The sequence below is a fragment of the Tardiphaga sp. 709 genome (assembly GCF_032401055.1).
GTDB lineage: Bacteria > Pseudomonadota > Alphaproteobacteria > Rhizobiales > Xanthobacteraceae > Tardiphaga.
Genome location: NZ_CP135529.1, coordinates 4,356,211 through 4,381,122, shown reverse-complemented (window position 1 = coordinate 4,381,122; position 24,912 = coordinate 4,356,211). Strand labels below are relative to the sequence as shown.

Annotated in this window: 28 protein-coding genes and 2 pseudogenes; 10 read left to right on the top strand and 20 right to left on the bottom strand. The window is 59.3% G+C overall.

Going from position 1 to position 24,912, the window contains the following annotated elements:
- Window positions 1-49 precede the first annotated feature (49 nt).
- Window positions 50-880 carry a class II aldolase/adducin family protein gene (locus RSO67_RS21300; RefSeq protein ID WP_315840461.1) on the top strand — a complete coding sequence of 277 codons (831 nt, stop codon included), beginning with the start codon at window positions 50-52 and terminating at the stop codon, window positions 878-880.
- A gap of 10 nt (window positions 881-890) precedes the next feature.
- Here the strand turns inward: RSO67_RS21300 and RSO67_RS21295 are convergent, their stop codons facing one another.
- Entirely contained in the window at window positions 891-1,946 is a 1,056-nt protein-coding gene (locus RSO67_RS21295) for a HoxN/HupN/NixA family nickel/cobalt transporter (RefSeq protein WP_068732888.1), read from the bottom strand.
- A 219-nt stretch (window positions 1,947-2,165) separates the two neighbouring features.
- On the opposite strand from RSO67_RS21295, the gene RSO67_RS21290 reads away from it, so the two are divergent.
- The gene (locus RSO67_RS21290; RefSeq protein WP_068732887.1) at window positions 2,166-2,402 is read left to right on the top strand and encodes a hypothetical protein; all 237 of its coding nucleotides are present in this window, start codon (window positions 2,166-2,168) and stop codon (window positions 2,400-2,402) included.
- The gene (locus tag RSO67_RS21285; RefSeq protein ID WP_315840460.1) at window positions 2,402-2,656 is read left to right on the top strand and encodes a hypothetical protein; all 255 of its coding nucleotides are present in this window, start codon (window positions 2,402-2,404) and stop codon (window positions 2,654-2,656) included. The genes RSO67_RS21290 and RSO67_RS21285 overlap by 1 nt, the downstream gene beginning before the upstream one ends.
- A 37-nt stretch (window positions 2,657-2,693) precedes the next feature.
- Here RSO67_RS21285 and RSO67_RS21280 read toward each other — a convergent pair whose 3' ends face one another.
- Window positions 2,694-2,942: a hypothetical protein gene (locus RSO67_RS21280; RefSeq protein WP_315840459.1), complete on the bottom strand. Its 249-nt coding sequence runs from the start codon at window positions 2,940-2,942 to the stop codon at window positions 2,694-2,696.
- Window positions 2,943-3,104: 162 nt separating this feature from the next.
- Between RSO67_RS21280 and RSO67_RS21275 the strand changes: the two genes are divergently transcribed.
- Window positions 3,105-3,254, top strand: coding sequence for a hypothetical protein (locus tag RSO67_RS21275; RefSeq protein WP_176454452.1), 150 nt, complete (start codon window positions 3,105-3,107; stop codon window positions 3,252-3,254).
- A gap of 78 nt (window positions 3,255-3,332) precedes the next feature.
- Here RSO67_RS21275 and RSO67_RS21270 read toward each other — a convergent pair whose 3' ends face one another.
- The 4 genes and pseudogenes from RSO67_RS21270 to RSO67_RS21255 form a co-directional block, all read right to left on the bottom strand.
- Complete coding sequence (locus RSO67_RS21270) at window positions 3,333-4,259, bottom strand: dihydrodipicolinate synthase family protein (protein WP_315840458.1); 927 nt, start codon at window positions 4,257-4,259, stop codon at window positions 3,333-3,335.
- Window positions 4,260-4,329: 70 nt separating this feature from the next.
- Window positions 4,330-5,313, bottom strand: a complete 984-nt coding sequence (locus RSO67_RS21265; protein ID WP_089262741.1) for a TRAP transporter substrate-binding protein — start codon at window positions 5,311-5,313, stop codon at window positions 4,330-4,332.
- 28 nt (window positions 5,314-5,341) lie between these two features.
- Window positions 5,342-6,607 (bottom strand): TRAP transporter large permease, encoded by a 1,266-nt coding sequence (locus RSO67_RS21260; RefSeq protein WP_093759765.1) that lies wholly within the window; start codon window positions 6,605-6,607, stop codon window positions 5,342-5,344.
- 1 nt (window position 6,608) lies between these two features.
- Window positions 6,609-7,233 (bottom strand): annotated as a pseudogene (locus RSO67_RS21255) (TRAP transporter small permease).
- A 179-nt stretch (window positions 7,234-7,412) separates the two neighbouring features.
- Between RSO67_RS21255 and RSO67_RS21250 the strand changes: the two are divergent.
- Complete coding sequence (locus tag RSO67_RS21250; protein WP_089262746.1) at window positions 7,413-8,090, top strand: GntR family transcriptional regulator; 678 nt, start codon at window positions 7,413-7,415, stop codon at window positions 8,088-8,090.
- Window positions 8,091-8,120: 30 nt separating this feature from the next.
- On the opposite strand, the gene RSO67_RS21245 is transcribed toward RSO67_RS21250, so the two are convergent.
- Window positions 8,121-9,299 carry a M20 aminoacylase family protein gene (locus RSO67_RS21245; protein ID WP_315840457.1) on the bottom strand — a complete coding sequence of 393 codons (1,179 nt, stop codon included), beginning with the start codon at window positions 9,297-9,299 and terminating at the stop codon, window positions 8,121-8,123.
- 525 nt (window positions 9,300-9,824) lie between these two features.
- Between RSO67_RS21245 and RSO67_RS21240 the strand changes: the two genes are divergently transcribed.
- Window positions 9,825-10,295 (top strand): aminoacyl-tRNA deacylase, encoded by a 471-nt coding sequence (locus RSO67_RS21240; protein WP_089262750.1) that lies wholly within the window; start codon window positions 9,825-9,827, stop codon window positions 10,293-10,295.
- Window positions 10,296-10,387: 92 nt separating this feature from the next.
- On the opposite strand, the gene RSO67_RS21235 is transcribed toward RSO67_RS21240, so the two are convergent.
- Window positions 10,388-11,188: an AMP nucleosidase gene (locus RSO67_RS21235; protein ID WP_089262752.1), complete on the bottom strand. Its 801-nt coding sequence runs from the start codon at window positions 11,186-11,188 to the stop codon at window positions 10,388-10,390.
- Window positions 11,189-11,513: 325 nt separating this feature from the next.
- On the opposite strand from RSO67_RS21235, the gene RSO67_RS21230 reads away from it, so the two are divergent.
- The 3 genes and pseudogenes from RSO67_RS21230 to RSO67_RS21220 all read left to right on the top strand — a co-directional run bounded on the left by RSO67_RS21230 (window position 11,514) and on the right by RSO67_RS21220 (window position 14,197).
- Window positions 11,514-11,933, top strand: a complete 420-nt coding sequence (locus tag RSO67_RS21230) for a CBS domain-containing protein (protein ID WP_315840456.1) — start codon at window positions 11,514-11,516, stop codon at window positions 11,931-11,933.
- Between the two features lie 332 nt (window positions 11,934-12,265).
- A pseudogene (locus RSO67_RS21225) lies at window positions 12,266-13,436 on the top strand (NfeD family protein).
- Entirely contained in the window at window positions 13,433-14,197 is a 765-nt protein-coding gene (locus RSO67_RS21220; protein WP_315840455.1) for a slipin family protein, read from the top strand. Before RSO67_RS21225 ends, RSO67_RS21220 begins: the two are co-directional and overlap by 4 nt.
- A 104-nt stretch (window positions 14,198-14,301) precedes the next feature.
- On the opposite strand, the gene RSO67_RS21215 is transcribed toward RSO67_RS21220, so the two are convergent.
- From RSO67_RS21215 to RSO67_RS21185, 7 genes are all read right to left on the bottom strand, one after another.
- The gene (locus tag RSO67_RS21215; protein ID WP_089262760.1) at window positions 14,302-14,505 is read right to left on the bottom strand and encodes a hypothetical protein; all 204 of its coding nucleotides are present in this window, start codon (window positions 14,503-14,505) and stop codon (window positions 14,302-14,304) included.
- A gap of 135 nt (window positions 14,506-14,640) precedes the next feature.
- A complete protein-coding gene (locus RSO67_RS21210) occupies window positions 14,641-14,934 on the bottom strand; it encodes a GYD domain-containing protein (RefSeq protein ID WP_120288269.1) in 294 nt (97 codons plus the stop codon).
- Window positions 14,935-14,970: 36 nt separating this feature from the next.
- The gene (locus RSO67_RS21205) at window positions 14,971-15,336 is read right to left on the bottom strand and encodes a cytochrome C oxidase subunit IV family protein (protein ID WP_315840454.1); all 366 of its coding nucleotides are present in this window, start codon (window positions 15,334-15,336) and stop codon (window positions 14,971-14,973) included.
- Window positions 15,337-15,344: 8 nt separating this feature from the next.
- Window positions 15,345-16,067, bottom strand: coding sequence for a heme-copper oxidase subunit III family protein (locus RSO67_RS21200; RefSeq protein ID WP_315840453.1), 723 nt, complete (start codon window positions 16,065-16,067; stop codon window positions 15,345-15,347).
- Between the two features lie 16 nt (window positions 16,068-16,083).
- Window positions 16,084-16,788, bottom strand: a complete 705-nt coding sequence (locus RSO67_RS21195; protein ID WP_315840452.1) for a cytochrome c oxidase subunit 3 — start codon at window positions 16,786-16,788, stop codon at window positions 16,084-16,086.
- Window positions 16,785-18,560, bottom strand: coding sequence for a cbb3-type cytochrome c oxidase subunit I (locus RSO67_RS21190; RefSeq protein WP_315840451.1), 1,776 nt, complete (start codon window positions 18,558-18,560; stop codon window positions 16,785-16,787). The genes RSO67_RS21195 and RSO67_RS21190 overlap by 4 nt, the downstream gene beginning before the upstream one ends.
- An 80-nt stretch (window positions 18,561-18,640) precedes the next feature.
- Entirely contained in the window at window positions 18,641-19,474 is an 834-nt protein-coding gene (locus tag RSO67_RS21185) for a cytochrome c oxidase subunit II (RefSeq protein WP_315844324.1), read from the bottom strand.
- Window positions 19,475-20,071: 597 nt separating this feature from the next.
- On the opposite strand from RSO67_RS21185, the gene RSO67_RS21180 reads away from it, so the two are divergent.
- Window positions 20,072-20,983 carry a DUF2189 domain-containing protein gene (locus RSO67_RS21180; protein WP_315840450.1) on the top strand — a complete coding sequence of 304 codons (912 nt, stop codon included), beginning with the start codon at window positions 20,072-20,074 and terminating at the stop codon, window positions 20,981-20,983.
- Between the two features lie 263 nt (window positions 20,984-21,246).
- Here the strand turns inward: RSO67_RS21180 and RSO67_RS21175 are convergent, their stop codons facing one another.
- The 5 genes from RSO67_RS21175 to RSO67_RS21155 form a co-directional block, all read right to left on the bottom strand.
- Entirely contained in the window at window positions 21,247-22,119 is an 873-nt protein-coding gene (locus RSO67_RS21175) for an amidohydrolase family protein (protein WP_315840449.1), read from the bottom strand.
- An 11-nt stretch (window positions 22,120-22,130) separates the two neighbouring features.
- Complete coding sequence (locus RSO67_RS21170; RefSeq protein WP_315840448.1) at window positions 22,131-22,523, bottom strand: RidA family protein; 393 nt, start codon at window positions 22,521-22,523, stop codon at window positions 22,131-22,133.
- A 21-nt stretch (window positions 22,524-22,544) separates the two neighbouring features.
- On the bottom strand, window positions 22,545-23,354 hold the full coding sequence (gene hpaH, locus RSO67_RS21165; RefSeq protein WP_410001906.1) for a 2-oxo-hept-4-ene-1,7-dioate hydratase: 810 nt from the start codon (window positions 23,352-23,354) through the stop codon (window positions 22,545-22,547).
- Entirely contained in the window at window positions 23,351-24,211 is an 861-nt protein-coding gene (locus RSO67_RS21160) for a fumarylacetoacetate hydrolase family protein (protein ID WP_315840446.1), read from the bottom strand. The genes hpaH and RSO67_RS21160 overlap by 4 nt, the downstream gene beginning before the upstream one ends.
- A gap of 91 nt (window positions 24,212-24,302) precedes the next feature.
- Entirely contained in the window at window positions 24,303-24,911 is a 609-nt protein-coding gene (locus RSO67_RS21155) for a flavin reductase family protein (RefSeq protein ID WP_315840445.1), read from the bottom strand.
- Between the last annotated feature and the right edge of the window lies 1 nt (window position 24,912).

The following is a 24,912-nucleotide window of genomic DNA, read 5'->3' as shown; positions in this document are numbered from 1 at the left end:
TATAGCGAGCAAGGCGGACCAACCCGCCACTCGACAGGGGGAGACTACAATGGCGTCGACACGATCGGCTGCGCCAATGCTGCTGGCAATGGTGTTCGCACTCTCCCTGCAACCGGCCTCCGCACAAACCGCAGCACAGCCCCCAGCACCAACATCTGCCGGCCCCGTCGATCCAGCGTTGATGCAAGACCTCGTGGTGGCGAACCGCGTCCTCACCGACCTCAATGTGATCGATGGCTTCGGCCATGTCAGCATGCGCCACCCGACCGATCCCAATCGCTACCTGATGGGGCGCTCCGTGGCTCCGGCCCTGGTCACCGCCGACGACATCATGGAATACGACCTCGACTCCAATCCCGTCGATGCGAAGGGACGCGCCAGCTTTCTCGAACGCTTCATCCACAGCGAAATCTACAAGGCCCGGCCCGACGTCAAAGCTGTCGTCCATACGCATTCGCCCGGGATCATCCCCTTCAGCGTCAGCAGCACGCCGCTGCGGCCGGTGTTCCACCTCGGCGCCTTCCTGTTTCCCGACGTGCCGGTGTTCGAGATTCGAGACAGCGCCGGCATGAGCAACATGCTGGTCAGCAACGCGCAGTTGGGCAAGGCGCTGGCCAGTACGCTCGGCGACCGCAGTGTCGCGCTGATGCGGGGCCATGGCAGCGTCGTCGTGGCGGGCACGATTCCGATGGCAGTGTTTCGCGCCCATTACAGCAACGTCAATGCGCAGCTGCAGTCGCAGGCGCTCGCGCTTGGCGGATCCGTGAGCTATCTGCTGGGCGAGGAAAGCCAGAAAACGCTGGCTGTGATCGACCAGATCCATGGCCGGGCCTGGGATCTGTGGAAGCGCGCAGCGCTGGAAAAGATGACGCCCAAATAGCGACGCCGCATCAGGCCTCGTGAACCCGTACCTCGATGTCGTCATAGCCTTTGACGCGATAGACGATCACCGAGATCATCCAGCTCAGGATGAAAATCGCGATGATGAGATAGCCGAGCGCGCCGAAATTCTCGTTCAGCGCCTCGATGCCGTCCCAGAAGCTGCCCGACAGGTCGAGCTTGCGGCCGATCAGACCCAGCGCCTCGACACCGCCGATCACCAGCGCCACGATCACCGACACCAGCGTGATGATCATGTTGTAATACAGCTTGCGGATCGGCTTCACGAAAGCCCAGCCATAGGCACGCACCATCAGCACCGAGTCCGTCGCATCGACCAGCGACATTCCCGCCGTGAACAGTGCGGGAAACACGAGAATCGACCACATCGACATGCCATCGGCGCTTTGCGAGGCGGAGATACCCAGAAGCGCGATTTCAGTCGCGGTGTCGAAGCCGAGGCCGAACAGGATGCCGAGCGGATACATGTGCCAGCTCTTCGAGATCACCGCGAAGACCGAACGCAGCATGCGGCCGATGACGCCGCGCTGCGAAAGCAAAACATTGAGATCTTCATCGATGAAACGCTCACCGCGCTTCACCGCCTTGAACAGCCGATACACCGATACGAGAATGAAGATATTGGCCACTGCCACGATCAGCAGGAAGAAGGCCGAAACGCTGGTGCCGATAAGGCCACCAATTTCCTTGAAGTTCGCAAATTTGTCCTGCAGCGCCGACACTGCCAGCGCCACGAAGACGGATGCCACGACCACTACGGTGGAATGGCCGAGCGAGAAGAACAGGCCCACCGACAGCGGCCGCTTGCCGGACTGCATGAGCTTGCGCGTCACATTGTCGATGGCCGCAATGTGGTCGGCGTCAACGGCGTGGCGCAGGCCGAAGGTGTAGGCGAGCAGCGCGGTGCCCAGCAGAACCGGCTGGTCGCGGAAGGCGATCAGGGCCCATATCCAGGCCAGCACATTGGCCGGGATCAGAATGGCGTAGATAGCGATGATGCGGCCGCGCAGGTTGTCGGCGCCATCGTTGAATAGTGTGCGGATCATGGAGATTCTTGCAGTCCGGATTACCACCGGATTGTCTCAGGAAGGCCTGACGGACGCAACCTGGCCTCATTCGCGTCGAATTCGCCGCATTTCCGGCACAAAGCGATTAACTGCAGCGGCCAGTTAGGTGGCAGCAGGGGTGCCGCTTCCTATATCTACGTGATAAGAATGACACAGAGTTCGCTGCGCGCCGATCGCGCGGCCTAACCCGAGGCGTTGATGGACACCGAACAGGAACAGAAGACACCCGCAGAACTGAAGGAAATCCGGCTCGCCCGCAAGGCGGCGCAGGAAGCTGAAGGCGTGAAGGCGATGGCCGACATTGCGGCCGCCGATGTCGCTATCCGCAAGCGGACCGAGGAACTGCGCGCGCTTCGCCTTGCCAGGGAAGCCGAAGAACTGGCCAACCCGCCCGAACCCAAACCGAAAGCTACCAGAAAAAAGAAAACGAGCTGATGCCAACTGACGACAAAGCGACGAAATCCGAACGCGACGCCGCGGCCAAAGCGGTACTCGACAACATGGCCCGACTGAAGGCCATGCGCCTTGCCCGCGAAGCGGTATCGCCCCCCGCGCCGGCCAAGAAGAAGACCGCAACGAAATCGGGCAAGACGTCTTCGAGCAAGACATCGTCAAGCAAATCGACGGAAAAAGCACAGGCCCTGGCAGCGTGGCTCGCCGATCAGCGCAGCGGCGGCCGCAGGACCTGACTATCGCAGGACCTGCTTTCGCAGGGTCTGATCTATCTCAGGCCGCGCTCGGCGCAGGCCATTCGATCATGGTACGGGTCTTGGTCGCAGAATCGTAGACCTGGATCTGAAGCATCTGAAACTGGTTCTTCAGCTTCATGCCGGCTTCTTCCGCGGCTTCGACCGTATCGTGATGGGATTTGAAATGGCCATCCACCACCAGTGAATAACCTTCGGTCGGCGCCCTGTCGGCGCGAACGAATTTGCGCGCCTGCGGTTCTTCGAGCTCTAACTTCGGTTTTTTCATCGTCACTCCAGAACAAGATCTCGCCCGATTTCAAAGCGGGCAGGATCTGCCCCCGTTTACACGGTCATGCGGAAAAACACAGGGCAATTGCGGGATTACGGCAATATCTGCTTCAATCACGGTCAGAATGAGGTCAACACAAGCAATCCGGCGGGGAAAATGATGAGCGGACGAGTGGGCGGAGCCCGCGACGACAAACCGGCCAAGGACGACAAGCAAAAACCCGTCCCCGCGCCGCCGCGGCCTGACGACGACGAGGAAGACGGCGATATCGCCACACCGAAACGCGATCGCGACGACGAAGATGTCTAGCTGTGCGAAGGCATCGCTACATAAGACATCGGCGCGCCACGACTGACGCGCCGATAAATTTCAGATAGCGACGAGTCGTTAAGCTGCCTTGAGGCCGACATCCGGCAGCATCGGACGGTGACGCAGCGCCTTGGTCATGATTCCCTCCACTTCCGCTTTTTCATGCGGCAGCAGCGCCAGACGTGGTGGCCGGGTCAGTGCGGTACCGCGGCCCATGATGTTTTCGCACAGCTTGATGCACTGGACGAGATCCGGGCGCGCATCGAGATGCAGCAGCGGCATGAACCACTCATAGATCGCCATCGCCTCTTGGAGTCGTCCGGCCTTGGCCAGACGGAACAGCGTCTCGCCCTCGCGCGGGAACGCATTGGACATGCCGGACACCCAGCCGACGGCGCCCATCGCCACGCTCTCAACGATCACGTCGTCGAGGCCGGCGAACAACACGAAGCGGTCGCCGACCATATTGCGCGTGTCGATGAAGCGGCGTGTATCGCCTGACGAATCCTTGAAGCAGACGACCGTGTCGACATCGGCCAGCGTAGCGAGAATGTCGGGGGTGACATCGTTCTTGTAGATCGGCGGGTTGTTGTAGAGCATCACCGGCAGATCGGTGGCGGTGGCGACCGAACGAAAGTGCGCGGCAGTCTCGTGCGGCTTGGACGAATAGACCAAAGCGGGCATCACCATGATGCCATCGATCCCGACGCGTGCGGCTTCCTTCGCGGTATCCACGGCAAAGGCCGTGGTGAATTCGGCGATACCGCAGAGCACGGGCACGCGGCCCTTCGCGACCGACTCGGCCGCTTCCATGATCGCGATCTTTTCCTTGCGCTCCAGCGAGGTGTTCTCGCCGACGGAGCCGCAGATGATCAGGCCGGACACACCGTCGCGGATCAGGCCGTCCATGACCTTCGCGGTGGCGTCGATGTCGAGCGACAGATCGTCATGGAATTGGGTAGTGACTGCGGGGAAGACACCTTCCCAGGAAATACGGGGACTCATGGCAAAACTCCGTGTGATGCCGGCGCGCATAGCGCGCCGGTTGATGAGGACGATGGGGTGGAATTGAGGATCAGATCGTCGCGCCGACCTTGCGCAGCTCGGCGAGCACAGGCGCTTTGGGCAGCCAGATCTTGTCGAATTCGGCGATGACGGCTTCGGTATCCTTGACGGCCACCTGACGCACCGGCACCGACGTGCCCTTGAAATTCTCGATCAGTGCCGGCTCGCCAGCAGCCAATTCGTCGATCTGCGCATCAAGCGTCGACTTCACCGCCTTGGTGATCAGCTCCTTGTCGGCGGCGGGCAGCGACTGCCAGACGCGGCCGGACACGACCGCGGCCATCGGCATGAAGACGGCATTCATCTGCAGGATCGACTTCGACACCTTGTCGAAGCGCTGGTTCCAGGAGAATTCCAGATCGGCTTCAAGACCATCGACCTGGCCGTTCGACATGGCGTCGAACACCTGCGGCGTCGGAATCGGCGTCGGTGCGGCGCCGAGCGATGAGTAGAAGTCGCGATAGACCGGCGTCGGATTGATACGCAGCTTCATGCCCTTGATGTCAGCGAGCGTGTTGAGATCCCTGACCGCGAAAACCGCGCGCATGCCGGTGATGCCCCAGCCGAGGCCGATGGTGCCGGTTTCCGCAGGAAGCACGTCGAACAGTTTGACTGCCGCCGGATGACGCACGAATTTCGCCACGGCTGGCGTGGAGCGCACGATATAGGGCGCGTTGATCGCCGCGATATGCGGCACGCGCGAACCGAGTTCGGCAGCCTGAATAAAGCCCATATCGAGCGCGCCGGTCTGCAACTGCTGCATCATCGCTGCTTCGTTGCCGAGCTGGCCGGAGTGAAACACCGTCATGGTGAGACGGCCCTTGGTCTCTTCCTTGAGTTGATCGGCGAGCTTCAGCGCAGCCTTGTTCCAGGAATGGCCGTTCGGCGTGATCAGGCCGAGACGCAGCTCCTTGGCCTGCGCCAATGCGAGCGACGGCGCAAACACCGAAGCAGCTGCCGATGCGGCGAGGAAGCGACGACGTGAGATGGTCATGACAGAGGCTCCTTGATGGGTATGGGGCTTACTTGATGAGGGCGAGAGACAGATACGGATAGAGGGAGAGCAGCACCAACAGGATGCAGGAGATGAAGAAGAACGGCAGCGTCACCATGAACATCTTGCCGGGCTTGGCGCCTGTGACGGCGGCGGCGACGAAGAAACAGAGTCCGACCGGCGGCGACAGCAATCCGAGCACGAGATTGATCACGACGACCACGCCGAAGTGACGCGGGTCGATGTGGTAGATCTCGGTCGCCACCGGCAGCAGGATCGGCACGGTCATGATCAGGCCGGGCACGCCGTCGATCACCGTGCCGATGACCAGCAGGATGACATTGCAGATCAGCATGAAGCTGATCGGATCCTTGGCAACAGTCTGGATCCAGGCGGCGGTCTCCTGCGGCACCTTGCCGAAGATCAAGACCCAGGAAAACACGGCGGCCGCGGCCACAAGAAACAGCACGATCGCCGAATAGATACCGGAGCGCAGCATCATCTGCGGTAGCTGCGACCACTCGAATTCCTTGGTCCAGTATTTGCCAACAACAGCAGCAGCGACTGCGCCGACCGCAGCCGATTCTGTCGCATTCGCAAGGCCGCCAAGGATGGAGCCGACGATGACGATGGGAATCAAAAGTGTCGGCGAGGTGCGCAGGATGGTCATCACACGCTGTTTCGGCGTCTGATAGTCCGCACGCGGATAGTTGTAGACGTAGCCCATCAGCGCGATGACGACACAGAACATCACTGTGAGGATGACACCGGGAATGATGCCCGCGATCAACATGTCGCTGACCGACACCTGCGCCAGCACGCTGTAGACCACGAACATTACCGACGGCGGAATGATCGGGCCGAGCATGCCGCCGTAGGCGGTGAGACCGGCAGCGAAGGTCTTGTCGTAGCCTTTCTTTTCCATTTCCGGGACCATGATCTGCGCCATGATCGCGACCTGTGCGGTCGCCGAGCCGAGAATGGAGGAGATGAACATATTGGCGAGAATGTTGACGTAAGCCAGTCCGCCCTTCAGTGAGCCGACAAAGGCCATCGCCATGTCGACGATGCGCTTGGTGATGCCGCCGCCATTCATAATCTCGCCGATCAGGATAAACAGCGGGATCGCGATCAGACCGTAGCTGTCGACGCCGCCGAACAGTTGCAGCGGATAGGACTGGAACAGCACCGGATTGCCGGACGCCATGATGTAGACGAAGCCGGCGAGGCAAAGGCAAAGACCGATCGGCACGCCGACCAGCATGATCACCGTGAATGCGGCGAAGGTGATCATATCAGTTCACCCCGTCGAGTTCGGAGAGCTGGAAGCCTTTCGGCGGCACCTTGGCGACGAGGCCGAGGTCCTCGAGCAGATTCTGCAATGCCATGGATGGTGATCGACACCGCGAAAATGGGCAGCGTCAGATAGAGGACCCATGTCGGCCAGTTCAGCGTCTGGGTGCGCTCGGTGTAGAGAAAATTGAAGGTCTGGCCCGCGAACTTCTTCGCGTCGAAGCCTGCTTGCGCAAGGCCGATCGGGTCCATCCAGAGCATGCAGGTGACGATCAGGCCGACACCGAACACGATCACCGTGCTCGTGGCGATAATCTTGAAGATCTGCTGACTTCTGGCCGACAGACGTTCGGTCATCATGGTGACCGCAAAGTCGAGCCGCAGGCGGGTCATCGCGGAGGCGCCGATGAAGGTCAGCCAGACCACCGAATACACCGCCGACTCATCGATCCAGTAGATCGGGAAGTGCGAATAGCGGGTGACGACATTCACCAGGATCAGCGCCGTCAGCAGATACATCAGGCCCATCAGAGCCAGCCGCTCGAAGGCCAGCAGCCCGGCGGACGCCACCAGGATGACCCGGCGGGCTCCGATGGCCGGGGCCGTCGACATCGTCTGGTCACTCATAAACTGCCCCCGCTGTCACGATTGTGATATGATTTTTGGATCGTATAATTTATACAATTTCCCTGTCAAACGCTGATTTGCACAAATTCGCGCCTTGAGGAGTTTTTGTGCGGCAGCGAAGACGGGACGAGATCTGAGATCAATCCGGCCGAAATCCAGAGAAAAGGCTCGATAAATCAATGAGCGCGCCGCTAAAGCACCGCACCCTGTCGGCCATGATCGCGGATCAACTCCGCCAGGCCATCCTCGACGGCACCCACCCGGCTGGCGCGCAGTTGCGCCAGGACGCCTTGGGCGAGGCCTATGGCGTCAGCCGGATTCCGGTGCGGGAAGCCCTGTTTCAGCTTGAGGCCGAAGGGCTGGTGAAGATCGTCCCGCAGAAGGGCGCCATCGTCTCGGAACTGTCGCTCGACGAAATCAACGACGTGTTCGATCTCCGGGTCATCCTCGAGCCACGGATGCTGGCGCAGTCCGCGCCGCATTTTGTCGACAACGACTTCGCTGCACTCGACGACATCCAGCACCGCTTCGAGAAGGCGATTGCCGCCGGCAATATCAGCGAATGGGGACAGCTCAACGCCGATTTCCACATGGCGATGTATGTCCGGGCGCGGCAGCCGCGCACACAGACGATCGTGATGGCGCTGCTGCAAACCAGCGACCGCTACACGCGCATGCAACTCTCGACCACCACCGCGATGGGCATCGCTGAGAAAGAACACGCCGAACTCATCGCGCTGTGCCGCAGCCAGAAGATCGATGACGCCTGCCGTTTCCTTGAACGTCACATCGAGTCGGTGCGCGCAGACCTTTTGCGCGTCATCGGCCGCACCATTCCGAAGAGCGGCGCGGCGTAGACACGCCGCTCAGATCGCGTTGATCGCGGTCTATGCGAGCTCTTGCTCCACCAGCCCGGCGAGATAGCTCGCGCCGATCGGTAAGAGATCGTCGTTGAAATCGTAGCCGGGATTGTGAACGGGCACGCCGCCCTTGTCGGCGGTGCGCTGCCCGAACATCAGATAGGCACCACGGTTGCGTTCGAGCATGAACGCGAAATCTTCACCGGCAAGAATTGGATTGCCTTCGCGCAGCACCTCGGTAACGCCCGGCACCGCCGCCGCGGCTTCTGCCGCGCGCACCGTCTCGTCGGCCGTGTTGATGGTGGCCGGATAGGCGTGGCGATACTCGATCTCCGCCGTGCCGCCGCAGGCCTGCGCGGTCAGCGTCACCGCGCGCATGAACAATTCCTCGACGCGTTCGCGCACCTCGGGCTTCAGCGTACGTACCGAGCCGCGCAACTCCACCGTCTCGGGCAGAACGATGTCCGAGGTACCGCCATGGATCTGGCCGATGCTGATGATGGCGGATTCCAGCGCATCGATCTGGCGCGACGGAATCGCGTTCAGCGCATTCACCACCTGCGCTGCCATGGCCACCGTATCGATACCCTGATGCGGATGCGCACCGTGCGAGGAACGGCCACGCAGCGTCACCTTGAAATAATCGATCGCCGCCAGCGCCGTGCCGGTCAACGCCTTGACGGTGCCGAGCGGCATGTCCGGGCTGTTATGGATCGCATAGATGGAATCGCAGGGGAAACGCTCGAACAACCCGTCGTCCATCATCGCCTTGGCGCCAGCGAGCCCTTCCTCGGCCGGCTGAAAGATCAGATGCACCGTGCCGGCGAAATTGCGCGTCTCGGCAAGATATTTCGCAGCGCCAAGCAACATCGTGGTGTGACCGTCATGGCCGCAGGCATGCATGCGGCCGGCATTCTGCGAGCGGTGGGCAAAACCGTTGCCCTCCTCCATCGGCAGCGCGTCCATATCAGCGCGCAAGCCAATGGCCCGGTTGCTACCCGCCGCCTGATGACGGCCACGGATTACGCCGACGACGCCGGTGCCGCCGAGGCCACGATGCACCTCGATACCCCACTCCGACAGCCGCTCCGCCACCAGCGCACTGGTGCGCTCCTCCTCAAAGCCAATCTCCGGATGCGCATGGAAATCCCTGCGCCATACGGTCATTTCCGGGTGCAATTGGTCGAGACGTTCGCGCGGGGTCATATGCTCTCACCTTTGGACTTGTCCTGCGCATAGGCTAGCCCGACGACCATGCCCTCGCAACCAACCGGCCGCACACACTGCGCGCGCCACACACTTCGGCGCTGAACCCGGGGTGACATTAAGCGGAGATGCGCGTCACCACATGACATCGTGGTCGATCGGCCTGTCTGTGAATGCTGTGCGTTCTGGAAAATGGCACGCCATTCAGAATAAAACTTCGCCCCCCTATGTTTTTGAAATGGATATGTAATTTCGATTGATACCTCATGCGATCCCCGCATGCGCACAAATGGACAGCAGCCCCCGGTTTGGGGAAGAACCATTGCGGCGCTCGCGCAGTCACCACCGACAGCGCGGGCATTCTGATTTATCTCGCGAGAGAGTTGGTCACCGATAACGAATTGCAGCTGTCGGATGGGAGGCCTATGCTGAGCCTACAACCACGCAGCCGCCCATCGCACGGCGAGAGTCTGCAGACAAAGACCTTACGATGGATGGCTTGCATTTTGCCCCGGAGGTCACGCCATGACCATTGCTCCCACCCTGCAGAAATACCTGGCCGCTGAAAACATCCAATACGAGGTGATCCCGCACGAACTCCGCATGACGTCGTCCGGCACGGCTGAGGCATGCCACATCTCGGGCGATCGCCTCGCCAAGGGCATCGTGTTGCGGCGCGACGGCGAATATATACTGGCCGTCTTGCCCGCATCGCATCACCTCCGCCTGTCGGACCTGAGAACATCACTCGGCGACAATGTCCACATGGCAGATGAAACCGAGATCCATCAGCTGTTCCGCGACTGCGCACACGGTGCAGTTCCTGCCGTCGGTAAATGCTACGGGCTGGATATCATCGTCGACGACAGCATCCAGGCGCAGCCGGAGGTCTATCTGGAAGCTGGCGATCACGAGACGCTGCTTCATATGGGTCACGCGCAGTTTGCGCGCCTGATGGCCAACGCCCAGCACGGCCGCTTTAGCGCGCATGACTGAGGATTAGTCCGACGATCCGCGGCGGCCGTCGCAGACCCAAATGGAAAGATCGTACCGCTGCTTAATTGTCGATGCAGCGGTGCGACGCCTCTTTACGTCTCATGCCCTGCATCGAAATCGTCTTCGAAACGCAAATGCTTGACGCTGCGGCCGCGGCGCCGCACAAGCTTCAGGGCCTCCACTCCGATCCTGATATGCCTTTCGACATAGTTCGCGGTCACCTCCTGATCCGACGCTTCGGTCTTCACACCCTCGGGAATCATTGGCTGATCGGACACGAGAAGCAGTGCGCCAGTCGAAATGTGATTGGCAAATCCCGCAGCAAAGATTGTTGCGGTCTCCATGTCGATCGCCATGCTCCGTGTACGACGCAATATATCCCTGAAGCGATCATCATGTTCCCAGACACGACGATTGGTCGTGTACACGGTGCCGGTCCAATAGTCGTGACCGAGATCGCGGATCATGGTCGACACCGCACGTTGCAACTGGAACGCGGGCAGCGCAGGAACCTCCGGGGGCAAGTAATCATTTGAGGTGCCTTCGCCCCGAATAGCCGCAATCGGTAGAACCAAATCGCCAATTTTATTTTTGCGTTTCAACCCACCGCATTTGCCGAGAAACAACACGGCTTTCGGCGCGATGGCACTTAACAGATCCATCACGGTCGCAGCATTCGGGCTTCCCATGCCGAAGTTAATCAGAGTGATACCATCGGCAGTCGCATTGGGCATCGGTCGATCTGCGCCCTTTACCAAACTGCCATACGCCGTGGCGAACCATTCGACGTAGTTGTCGAAGTTGGTCAAGAGAACATACTCTCCGAACTCAGCAAGCGGCGTGCCGGTGTAACGCGGCAACCAGTTTTCTACGATATCCTTTTTCTCTTTCATTCCCAATGATCTCGTCCGGAGGTGTGCAACACCGCCGCCTGCCAAACTAGTGGATAGGACCGCTCCCTGTCCAATGAGACACGTTTGGATTATTTGGGTTCCATTTCCACTTGCAACCGTGGATGGTCCCGGCCTTGCGTCGAATGCGCGCTGTTCAGGAGCGTGGATTGAAACAGCGGCCGCGTTTGTCCGGTCTGATCGCGCAGGCATGATTTTTTCTTCTGCGACCTCGCACGTAATTGATTGTATAGTTGGAGGACATGGAGGGAGGCGAGACATACTGCATTGCATCAATTCACCTGAACTCTAGGAATGGAGGTTCGCCATGAAAGTCAAAGAGGTGATGCACAAAGGTGTCGATTGGGTTAGCCCCGACACTCCTGTCACCGAGCTCGCGAAATTGATGCGGGGGCATGACATTGGCTGCGTTCCGGTTGGCGAGGACGACCGCCTGATCGGGATGGTGACCGACCGCGACATTGTCTGCAAAGGGCTCGCGAGGAACAGCTTCGATGCCGGCCGCGCGACGGCACGCGATGTGATGACCGAAGGTATCCATTGTTGCCGGGAGGACGATGACCTCGCAAAGGCAGTACATCACATGGAGAAACTGCGGGTCCGCAGGCTACCGGTGATCAACAAGAGTAAACGGATGGTCGGTATCGTCAGTCTGGGCGACGTCAGCCATTCTGCGTCAGGTGATTTGTTGTCCGAGTGCGTCAAGAGCGTTTCGGCCCATCACTGAAACACGGCCAGCGCTCCTCTTGCGATCCGGCGGAGGGGCGCGGGCCGTCGGCATGATCGTCGAACAGTTCGATGACAGAACTTTGCTCATCGAGCCGCGATGAAGAAGGCCGTGCCTACGCGGTCACGCCATTATATTCGGAGGCGAAGCAAGGGCGTGGATCGAAACCGCGAACTTCTTATGTCATTGAGACTGCCTGATAATATCGACGATTCTTCTCGTCTTGCGCAGCCCTCACATTGGTTTCGACAGCGAGCGGCGGCTCGCCAATCCCCGTCGTATTGAGATTCTGCCAGGACCCCCCACATCATCTTGATAAGGGAGGCCAGGCTGTGCAGACCGTACAGGCCACTCTTACGGCGACAATTGCGATTGTCGCTCTGGCTGTCTCCCCCACCACGCCTGTCTCGGCGGAGGGGAGTGGAAAACTTGTGCTGACGATCGCAATCGACGGAGCGATCGGACCGGCAACCGCCAGCTACGTGAAAGACGCTCTCGCCAAGGCAAGCGAACAGCGCGCCGAAGCTGTCATTCTGCGCCTGAATACGCCGGGCGGTCTCGTCACCAGCATGCGTGAGACTATCGCCGACGTGCTGGCATCGCCCGTTCCTGTCATAGGTTATGTTGCTCCGCCCGGGGCACACGCCGCCAGCGCCGGCACTTATCTCCTCTATGCAACGCATATCGCCGCAATGGCGCCGGGCACCAATCTGGGCGCCGCGACGCCCGTGCAAATGGGCAGTCCGGTGCCAGGCCTGCCGGGCAGCACCCCTGACAAAGACGGCAAGGACAAGAAAGATAGCGCCCAGCAAACGGAGCCGAAGGATGCAATGATGGCGAAGGCGACGAACGACGCTGTCGCCTTTATCCGCAGCCTGGCCGAGTTGCGAGGACGTAACGCCGATTGGGCCGAGAAGGCTGTCCGGGAGGCAGCTAGTCTTTCCGCCAGTGTTGCGTTGCAAGCGAATGTTATCGACCTCATTGCGCGCGACCCGGTCGAACTGCTCAGACAGGTCGATGGTCGCGTCGTGGAGCTTCCCGGTGGCGACAGACGGCATCTGGCGACAACGGATGCGACGATCGAGACGATCGACTCCGGATGGATCGACCGTGGTTCTTGGCCTCGGCGGAGCCATTGCCCTGGTTCTTGGTGGGTTGATGTTGTTCAGGATCGAAGTGCCCGGATACCGGCTGTCATGGACGCTCGTCAGCATCGTGACGGCAATGTTCATCGGACTGCTTCTCATTGTGCTCGGCTCGCTCCGGCGCGCCCGCAAAGCTCCGGCACGAATCGGCGCGCAGGCCATGCGCGGCCTGCCCGCCGAAGTTCTCGACTGGAATGACATCGAAGGTCACGTCTTCACGCAGGGTGAGCGCTGGCGAGCCCGCGGCATGGAAACATTCAAGCCCGGAGAGACGGTCGAGATCGCCAGCATCACGGATCTGACGCTGATGGTGCGTCGCCGGCCAGCACTCAGCGCCGACGAGGGAGGTGTACGATGATGCTCGATTACATAGCCTATTCGCTGCTCGCGATCATCGTGATCGCCTTTCTCTCCTCCGCCATTCGCATACTGCGAGAATACGAGCGCGGCATCGTCTTCACACTCGGACGCTTCACCGGCGTGAAAGGTCCGGGCCTCATCATCCTGATTCCGTTCGTGCAGCAGATGGTGAAGGCCGATCTCAGGGTGATGGTGCAGGATGTGCCGCCGCAGGACGTCATTTCCCGCGATAACGTTTCCGTCAAGGTGAACGCCGTTCTCTATTTCCGCATCGTCGACCCGGAACGTGCTATCATCAAGGTCGGGAATTACATGGTCGCAACCAGCCAGTTAGCGCAGACCACGCTGCGCTCGGTGCTCGGCAAGCATGAGCTGGATGAAATGCTCGCAGAGCGCGACAAACTCAACGCCGACATTCAGGAGATCCTCGATCAGCAAACCGACGCGTGGGGCATCAAGGTCACCAACATCGAGATCAAGGATATCGACCTCAATGAAAACATGGTGCGTGCCATCGCCAAGCAGGCCGAGGCGGAGCGGCTGCGGCGGGCGAAAGTGATCAATGCGATAGGCGAGCAGCAAGCCGCCGAGAAGCTCGTCGAGGCCGGCCGGATCCTTGCTCAGGAGCCGCAGGCGATGCAGCTGCGCTATTTTGCGGCGTTGCACGACATTGCAGGCGAGCGATCATCGACTGTGGTCTTTCCGTTGCCGATGGATCTACTCAGCCATATGACGCCGCGGCCACGCGAAACATCGTGACTTCCTTCTTGTGCTTCAGCGCCAACTGAAGCTGTCGGCTTGAGTTTGCTATGACCACCCGAACGAACCATGACTTGCACCGGCTTGCTCATCCCAACCTATCGTCAATGAGTATCCTCGGCGCGCTCGTCGACGGGCACATGTGACGGGTGTCGTGCGTCGCCGCGCCGGTTTTGTGGGCGCACATACATCGTCATCGCTTCCGGGAGCTCCGCCTTGACTTTCAGAGCGGCGACAAGCGCGTCCTCGGCGTCCACGACAACATGGCCCGCCTTGCCCTTTAACTTGAATCCAACGGTAAATTGCATCTGCGCACTACCTCGTCTTCACTGCAATTGTGTCCCGCCTACTTTCCGCCAGCGGGCGCCATCTCGACCTTCTTTCCCGTCGACATGTCATTTGACCGGCGCGTGGCATCTCGCGGACGTGCCTCCGGTCCGCAATCAGCCTAGCGACTTGATGATCTCCCGGTAAGCCGTTTCGGGAAACGCTTTCAATGTGTGCGTTCGAATGTTTCCCAGCATACCCAGCTGCAAGTTGAAGCGCGCGGCGACGGCATCGTCCGGCGCTTCGTAAACCGCGACGATGTCATAGTCGCCCATGGTCAGAAAAAACGATTTGAACTCTCCGTCCATGTCCTTGAGAGCTTTCTTCGCCAGGTCGAGACGACGTGGCGAGTCCTTGACGTGTTGGATACCTTGATCAGTCCAGTTTGCAAGCATGATATATGTGGTCATGGAAGTCCTCCTTGCGCACGAGACCCCCGCTCATCTTCACGCCCCAGTCTTGAAGAAAATGATCCGACTCAACAGCGTGTAGTCCGATTCAAACACCATGATCCCGACAAAAACCAGCAACACCAATGGCGGGAGCAGGATGGCATAAGCCAAAGCCAGACGCTCCCACGCCATGTGCATGAAGACCGCAACAATCAAGCCCGCCTTCAACATCATGAACAGCACGATGAGAGACCACCTCAGATACCCCTGCAGGTTGAAGTAGTCGACGAGGTAAGAGCATGTACTCAGAACAAAAAGCCATCCCCAGACCACGAGATAAAGCTTGATCGGATGCTGATGTCCCTCGGCATGGGCCGCGGGGGATGTAGGGGGCGTTGCATGTAGCGTGACTTCAGCCATGTTTTCCCTCACCAAAGATAGAAAAAGGCAAAGATAAACACCCATACCAAATCGACGAAATGCCAATACAGGCCGGTGATTTCGACGATCTCGTAGTTTCCCTTCCTGCTTGTGAAAAATCCCCGATGTCCGGTCTCGAAATCTCCGCGCCAGACCTTTCGCGCAATGATGATCAGGAAAATCACGCCAATCGTTACGTGCGTGCCGTGGAATCCTGTAATCATGAAAAAGCATGAGCCGAATTGCTCCGCCCCCCACGGATTTTCCCAGGGCCTCACCCCCTCCATGATCAGCTTGGTCCACTCGAAAGCCTGCATTCCGACAAATGTCGCACCGAACGCAGCTGTCGCCAGCATCAGCATCGCCGTTTTGCGGCGATCGTGGCGGTAGCCGAAATTGACGGCCATAGCCATTGTCCCGCTGCTGCTGATCAGCACGAAGGTCATGATGGCAATCAGAATGAGCGGGATGTGTTGTCCTGCAATCGTCAGAGCGAAGACTTCACTCGGGTTTGGCCAGGGCACCGTCGTGGACATGCGCGCCGTCATGTACGACAGCAGGAAGCAACCGAAGATGAAGGTATCGCTGAGGAGAAAGATCCACATCATGGCCTTTCCCCAGGATACATTCTTGAATGCCCGTTGATCCGAGGACCAGTCGGCGACAATACCTTGCCAGCCTGCGGTCGTCGTTCGGCGCTTTTCGATGTTTGCCAGCACAGTCTCTGCCATCGCATCGATGCCTTTCCTATGTCAGCAACTGGCGACAGATGGTGACGAATTCGTCCGCCCAGCCTGTCAGCAGAGCGAGCAGGATCAACCAGACCAGGAGTAGGAAGTGCCAATACATCGTGCACAATTCCACACTCAAACGCAGTTGCGGGATTTCAACACCGCGCCATGCCTTGACGATGGTTCTGCCCAAAGCCACGAGACCGCCGAGCAAGTGCAATCCATGGACCGCGGTGATCAGATAGAAGAAGGCGTTGGCTGGATTGGCCGCCAGAAAGTAGCCCCCGATGTTGAGCTGGTGCCACACCAGCAACTGACCTATCAGGAACACAACGGCGGAAACGCCGCTTGCAAGCAGGCCGGTCAGCACATTTTCGTTGTCGTCGCGATCTACGGAAACATGCGCCCATTGCAGCGCGCCACTGCTCACGATCAGAACACCGGTGTTGAACCACAGCAACCCGGGCACGGGCAGCGACCGCCAGTCGATCAATTGCATACGCATGGAGTAAGCGCTGACGAAGAGCGCAAATAACGACCCGACGACCGCGAGAAACACACCCAAACCTATTTTCGCCGCCGGCAACGACATCGAACTTCCGCCGGGAAAATCGCCAACCGCCCCCTCCTCCAGCCAGGGCTTGGCCGCAAGCCGTTGCTGCGAGAGCCACCATCCCGCAATGGCCGCTATTCCAGCCATGAACAGGACGATGGCCGTCATGGATGCGCTCCCTTCGGCGTCAAGCTGGCCGGCGGTTCATTCTGGGGGATGAAATCCCGTGCTGCGCCGGGCACGCTATAGTCATAAGCCCAGCGATAGACGACCGGGAGTTCCTTGCCCCAGTTGCCATGTGCCGGCGGTGTCTGCGGCGTTTGCCACTCAAGCGTGGTCGCGTTCCACGGATTGCCGCCGGCGTCCTCGCCCTTGGACAGGCTCCGGATCATGTTGAACACAAATACGAGCTGGGCAAAGCCGACGATGAGCGCAGCGATACTCATGAATGCATTCAGATCATGGGCAGACGCCGGGACGAATGCCGTCCCGCCGATGTCGTGATAGCGGCGCGGCACACCCAGCAGCCCGAGATAGTGCATGGGGAAGAAGATCGCGTAAGCTCCAAGGAACGTGACCCAGAAATGGAAGCGCCCCAGTGTCTCGTTCAGCATCCGTCCCGTCACTTTCGGATACCAGTGATAGATCGCGCCAAACACGACCATGATCGGCGCAACACCCATGACCATGTGAAAATGGGCGACCACGAACATCGTATCGGACAAGGGAACGTCCACGACGACGTTGCCGAGGAACAGGCCAGTCAGGCCGCCATTGACGAACGTGATGATGAATGCCAGCGCGAATAGCATCGGAATGGTGAGGTGAATGTCGCCACGCCACAGGGTCAGGATCCAGTTGTAAACCTTGATCGCCGTGGGGATCGCGATGATGAGGGTCGTTGTTGCGAAGAAAAATCCGAACTTCGGATTCATGCCACTGACATACATGTGGTGCGCCCACACCACGAAGCTCATCGCTCCGATTCCGACAATCGCCCACACCATCATGCGATAACCGAAAATATTCTTTCGCGCATGAGTGCTGATGAGGTCAGAGACAATGCCAAAAGCAGGTAAAGCAACGATATAGACTTCGGGGTGGCCGAAAAACCAGAACAGGTGCTGGAACAGCAGCGGACTGCCACCGCCGTACTTCCCCAGCTGACCCATCTCCACGAGCGTTGGCATGAAGAAGCTGGTGCCAAGAAGCCGATCGAACAGCATCATCACTGAGGCAACGAACAAGGCTGGAAATGCAAGCAATGCCATTACGGTTGCTGTGAAGATTCCCCACACCGTCAGAGGCAGCCGCATCAGCGTCATTCCGCGCGTGCGCCCCTGCAGCACCGTCACGACATAATTCAGGCCGCCCATGGTGAAGCCGATAATGAACAGGATCAGCGATACCAGCATCATGATGATGCCTGCTTCCTGTCCCGGGCTTCCGGACAGAATGGCCTGCGGCGGATACAGCGTCCATCCAGCGCCAGTTGGCCCACCCGGTACAAAGAAGGTCGCAACCAGCACCAGCACGGCAAGCAGATAAATCCAGTAGCTCAGCATGTTCGCGTAGGGGAACACCATGTCGCGAGCACCGACCATCAGCGGGATCAGGTAATTCCCGAAGCCTCCGAGAAACAGCGCTGTGAGAAGGTAGATCACCATGATCATCCCATGCATGGTGATGAATTGGAGATACTGGCTCGGATCGATAAACGAAAACGTTCCGGGGAAACCGAGCTGCAGCCGCATCAGCCACGACAGCACCAGCGCGACCATACCGATGGCCATTGCCGTCATCGCATACTGGACCGCAATGATCTTGGCATCTTGCGAGAAGACATATCGCGTCCACCAACTTCTTGGGTGATAGAGATCGACCTCACCCACTTCGGCCGGCGGAATTCCTGCGAGTACGTCAGACGGGACATCAACCATTAGAATGTCCTCCCGGATTTATCCTCTGATCGTCGCTCATCGTAAGTGTTACAACGTGCAACGCCGCCGCGCCGGTCCTGCTATTTGCCGCGGGTCTTGTAAGTCGCCTTCGTGATGGGTCGGTGGCCGGATAACGCTGCGAATGTCTGCTGCTTCTCCAGCCATGCATGATATTCGCTCTCTTCCTGGACGATGACGTTGCTCCGCATTTGCGCATGCGCGATGCCGCACAATTCCGCGCAAAGAACCTCGAATGTTCCTGTGCGCGTAGGAGTAAACCAGAAGTATGTGACCGAGCCCGGCACCATATCCATCTTCGCCCGGAACTCAGGCACGTAGAAATCGTGCAGAACGTCGATTGAGCGGAGCAATACCTTGACCGGCTTCCCGATCGGGAGATGCAAATCGTCGTTCTCGACCACGACGTCGTCCTGACCGTTAGGATCGTTCGGATTCAAGCCTAGTGGATTCTCGGCACTGACGTTGCGGGCATCGACCGTCCCGAGCCGGCCGTCTTTTCCGGGCAGCCGGTAGCTCCAGCGCCACTGCTGGCCCATGACCTCGATCTCTGTTGCATCAGACGGCACCGTCACAAACTGATGCCAGACAAGCAAACCGGGCGCCAACATCGCTCCGACACCGATCGCAGTCCCTATGGTGAGCCACCATTCCAGCCTTTTGTTTTCGGGCTCATAGGCCGCTTGTCTTCCTTCCTTGTGATGAAAACGAAAGATGCAATAGGCGATGAATGCGACGATCGCGAAGAAGACCGCCCCGGTGATCCAGAACGTCATGGTGATCGTGTCGTCGATGTAACTCCAGTTCGATGCGATCGGCGTCCACCACCATGGACTTAGGAGGTGAAACAGCACCGAAGCGACTGCGACCAACAGCAGTATGAATGCTACAGCCATCCCTTGTTCATCCTTGCCTCTAGAGGCTGCGGACAAGACTTAGAAAAGGGCGCAGTTCACGTCTGCATCGATGGCTGATTTCGAGCTCGCCATCACAATGCTGGCCGCCTTGCCCTCTAACCGGTCGCAACATCGAATTCGAAAAGTTGCGATCGCTGGTGTCGTCGAACTACGGGCACTTGCCACTACAGGATGTTCCCCGGCAGGCTTGATTGTCAATAGACCGGCTTATTCCTCACGACGACGATAGCACCACGATCGAACCGTTGAGCAATGGCACGCGCAACGGATTCCCATATCGCATTGCAATACACGACGTGCGTCCGCATGACAGACAAAGTGATGCGTCAATTGCCATCAGCCACGCGGTGAAACGTAAACCTTACAAAGGAAGAATTCACCGAACAGTGCGTGCTATTCTTTCCGGATTGCGCTAAACTTGGTGCACAGGTTGCGACAGGTTTTGCTCGGCAAAGCTCTCTTCGTTGAACTTGGCCGTCTTCCAGAACCAGTCGCGATTTCTGCGCACGAAGGCGAAGACTCGTCATTTGAAAATGACTCGATCTCGCCGGTGCGAACGCATGGGAGATCGTGACCATGGCTACTCCGTATTCTGACAAGATCTCGCAGACAGTACCGGGCGCTTCCGATAGCGTCGCCGCCCCCGTCATTCGCAAGATCGGCTTGTCCGATCTGCATGATGCGTTGCGGCTGGGCTGGGAGGACTTCAAGGCGGTCCCGAGTCACGCCATTATTCTGTGCATTATCTATCCTGTTCTCGGGCTTGTGTTGGCCAGAATGACCCTTGGCTATTCGGTGTTACCGCTGCTTTTCCCACTAGCCGCCGGTTTTGCGTTGATTGGTCCTTTTGCAGCCCTCGGTCTCTATGAACTCAGCCGCCGCCGCGAACGCGGCGAAGAGGCGTCGGCGTGGCATGCACTCGGCGTGCTGCGCTCGCCGTCCTTTGGAGCCATGCTTGGCCTCGGCACGCTCCTGCTCATTCTGTTCGTGGTCTGGGTGACCACTGCGAATGCGATTTACGTTTCCAAGTTCGGCAATGCCCCTGCGGCCAGCATTCCTGATTTCGCATCGCGCATCTTCACAACCACAGAGGGGCACCAACTGATCGTCCAGGGCTGCGGCGTCGGACTATTGTTCGCTATCATGGCCCTGTGCGTTAGCGTCGTGGCGTTTCCGCTGATGCTCGACCGACATGCGAGCGTGACAGACGCAGTTCAGACCTCGCTGCGGGTCGTGATGAAAAATCCTGTGACGATGGCGGCATGGGGTCTGATTGTGGCCGCGCTGCTGGTGGCCGGTTCGCTGCCGTTATTCGTCGGTCTCGCCGTTGTTCTGCCCCTACTCGGTCATGCCACCTGGCATCTTTATCGCAAGGTGCTGGAGCCGGACCCGAATCCTCGGCAGGACCCTCCCCGTCCGCCGAAAGGGCGGCGCTATGCGGCCGATTTTCCGGTCTCTCTCTTCCCGTGGGGCCGCGATAAGCCGTAGGTCGAAACAAACGACCGGAGACGCAGGTTCACAACCATACGGCTGCGGTTTCGATCGCTCGCATGCGGTTCCCTGTCGCGTGAGATTCTGACGGGCTCGCGACAGGCTCGCTGAAGAAGAGCAGCAAAAAGATATTTGTGTCGGCTTCACAATCAGTCGAAGCACCCCGCCCGCGCGGATGAAATCCAGCCCGGACGAGGGGCGATCCCGGATATCCCCCGGAAGCGGACTCCGCTCCCGGCAGGGTGTCCGCCCACTATCTATTAAGAGAACCCAAACAGCTTTGCCGGATTTGTGACCAGTATCTTTTCCAGCAAGGCATCGTCCGGCGCGTAGCGATAGAGCAATTCAAGCAGGTCGGCGTCATTCGGCGGCTGGACGACCGATACCGGGTGGGGCCAGTCGCTTGCCCAGACGCAGCGATTAGGCGCGGCTTCGAGATAGGCTTGCGCGATGGGAATGACGTCGTCCCAAGGCGGACCTTTCTTGGACGTCTTTTCACCAAGCGAGAGCATCACCCAGAAATTTCCCTTCGACAGCAGATCGAGAACCGCACGCAAGTTCGGATCGTTCTTGCCGAGCGTTGGATCCGGGCGACCCATGTGATCGATGAGGACCGGCACCTTGAGAGACGCGATCTTGTCGAGATTGGCGACAATGCCGTCCTTCTCCGGCTGGAATTTAGCGTACCAGCCGAGTTCGGAAATACGTGCGATCGCGCGCTCGTAGTCGCTGTCCGAAAGCACGGCGCCGAGCTCCTTGCGGAAGCTGAACCGCGCGCCGCCGACGCCGGCGTCGTTCAGCTTGGCGAGATACGCATCGTCGCGCTCGGCGAAAACCAGTGCATTCGCGCAGGCCTTGTAGTTCGGCCCCATCGCCGCCAGCCCGTCCAGAACCACCGAATGATCGGCGCCATATGTCGTCGTCTGCACGATGATGCCGCGCTCGATACCAAGCGCCTTGTGTACCCGAAGCGCAGCCTCCCAGGTCGCCATCGGCATCTGATAGGCAGCGCCGGGCCGGACGGGATAACGCTCCACCGGACCGAGCACATGGAATTGACTGTCGATGCTCTTCGGCGGCGGCTTGCGGGATGGCGTGCGCGGGGTCGGATCAAATGGAAGATAGTCGGGCATCTGTCGCTCCTTTAATCGATCACCGCAGTGAAATCGCATTGCACCAGGGCGCCGCCGTCCATCTCCATGGAGAGCGCATGACGGGCCGGACGCGAATGTTCGTCCGGAAACATCTTGAGCCACTCGACGTTGACCGGCCCACGATTGCTGCGATCCTTGAGCCAGACCGTCATCTTGATGATGTCGTCAGCGCTGCCGCCGCCGGCTTCCACGATCGCCTTCATATGCGCGAACATGTTGGCGCACTGGCTTTCGAGATCCGGTGGCATCTCGCTTGTCCTGGGATCGCGGCCGAGGATGACGCCGGACATCAGCAGATTGTTGATGCGGCAGGCATTGGGGATCGGATTTGCGTGCTTGAATTCGCCGATATGAACGCTGCGGCGGCGCTTGGAAGATGTCATGGCTGCAGTCTCCGGAAACGGTCAGACGAATTGGCACGACACCGAGCCATACGGCCCGTAATCGGCATGTATCGTATCGCCGCGGCTGACCTCGATCGGACGCGTGAAGGATCCGGCGAGCACCACCTCGCCTGCAGCGAGATATTCGTCGTGCGGCGCAAGGCGATTGGCGAGCCACGCGATGCCGTTTGCCGGATGGTTCAACACGCCGGCAGCGACACCGGTCTCCTCGATCTGGCCATTCCGAAACAGCAGCGCGCTGACCCAACGCAGATCGACATCCAGCGGACGAAATGGACGACCGCCGACCACAAGCGCGGCATTCGCTGCGTTGTCGGAAATCGTGTCCACCACCGTGCGAGGCTTCTTGGTTTGCGGATGCACGCGGTGCATGCGCGTTTCCAGGATTTCGAGCGCCGGTGTGACGTAGTCTGTCGCGTTTAGCACGTCGAAGATCGTACAATCCGGTCCGCGCAGATCGGTCTTGAGCACGAAGGCCAGTTCGACCTCGACGCGCGGCGCGAAGAACCGCTCATAAGGGATGGTGCCGGCATCCTGATAGAACATGTCGACGAACAGCACGCCGTAATCCGGCTCGGAGATGCTGACCGCATTCTGCATCGCCTTCGAGGTCAGGCCGATCTTGTGGCCTTTGATCACCCGCCCGCGTTCGAGCTGCAGCGCCGTCCAGGTCCGCTGGATCGAATAGGCATCCTCGATGGTGAGATCGGGATAGTCGGCGGTCAACATGGTAATGAGCGTCTTGGTCCGCTCCGCTTCGTCGAGGCGATGCGCCAGCGTATCGATGACCGTCTGATCAAGCACCGTTATTTCTCCTCTGCGACGACGTTGCGAAGAATGCCGATCTGCCTGGACTCGACATCGACGACATCGCCGGGCTTGAGCCAACGCGGCGGCGTGAAGCGGGCGCCGGCGCCGGTTGGTGTTCCGGTTGCGATCATGTCGCCGGGCTTCAAGGTGGCGAAGGTCGACAGATAGGAAATCAGAAAGTCGAAGGTGAACATTAGCCGCTCGGTCGAGTCGTTCTGACGCTCCTCCCCGTTCACTCGCGTGACGATATCGTGGGTCCCCTGCGGATCGCATTCGTCGGCCGTGACGATCCACGGCCCGACGCTGCCGGAGCGATCAAAATTCTTGCCCTGGGTGACGTTGAACTTGCCGTGGTGCAGCCAGTCCCGCACCGAGCCTTCATTGCAGAGCGTCATGCCGAAGATGTGCGACCAGGCATTCTCGCGCGTGATGTGACGGCCTTCTTTGCCGATGACGATCACGATCTCGCCTTCGTAATCGAGTTGCTCGGAGATCTTCGGCTTTTCGATCGGCTGATCGGAGCCCACCACCGATGACGGGTTACGGACGAACAGACTCGGATATTTCGGCAGATCCGAGTTATCCTTGTATTCGGCGTTGCGGTCCTTGTAGTTGACCCCGATGCACCACAGTTTCTCCGGTGCCGGGATCGGCGGCAGCAAGACCAGATCCGACAATCGATGATCGGGCTTGCGGCCGGCGCTCACCTGCTTCGCCTTCGCCAGCCCGTTGCCGGCGATCAGGCTGCGCAGATCGGGAAACTCCGATCCAAGCAACGCGCTGAGATCGATGACGCCGTCATCGGCCACCACACCGTAGTGGCTGCTTCCACCGGTCAAATAGCTGCATAGTTTCATGAGGGCCTCTTGAACAATTCACTGGATCGATTGCCGCCGGGATCGCGCTGCTGGAACGGTTGCTCGAGTTGCGCCCGCGGCGTTGTTCCAATTACTTCGATGTCTGGAATACGGACTTCAACGTGAAAATCTCACCTAGCCGCGCGTAACGCGGACCGGCGATGCGGGCGATCGGATCGAGGCTCTCGGTCTCGATCTTGTCGTTGGCGAGCAGATCGTCCTTGATGTGAAATGCGACCACTTCGCCGACGATCAACCGGCTGCGGGTATCCCCGAATTCGAGGCATTGCCGAAACCGGCATTCCATCGCGATAGGCGCCGCCGTCAGCCGCGGCACCGCGATATGATCGCTGGGAGTCGTCTCGAGACCGAGGACTTCGACCTCGCTCACCTCCGGCGGATGTTCGGCGGAGCTTTCGTGCACCGCCGACATCAACGGCGAATCCGCGATGTGAATGACGTATTCTTCGCGATCCAGGATGTTGCGCGCCGTGTCCTTGTAGACGCCTGATTTGCGGCCGACGCTGATTGCCAGCATCGGCGGCTTAGGCGAGACGAAGGTGAAAGCACTGAAAGGCGCAAGGTTGACAGTACCTGCCTGCGACATGCTGGTCACCCATGCGATCGGTCGCGGGACGACGATGCCGGTGAGCAGACGATAGGCCTTCTCGGCGCCAAGTTCAGCGGGATCGATCTTCATT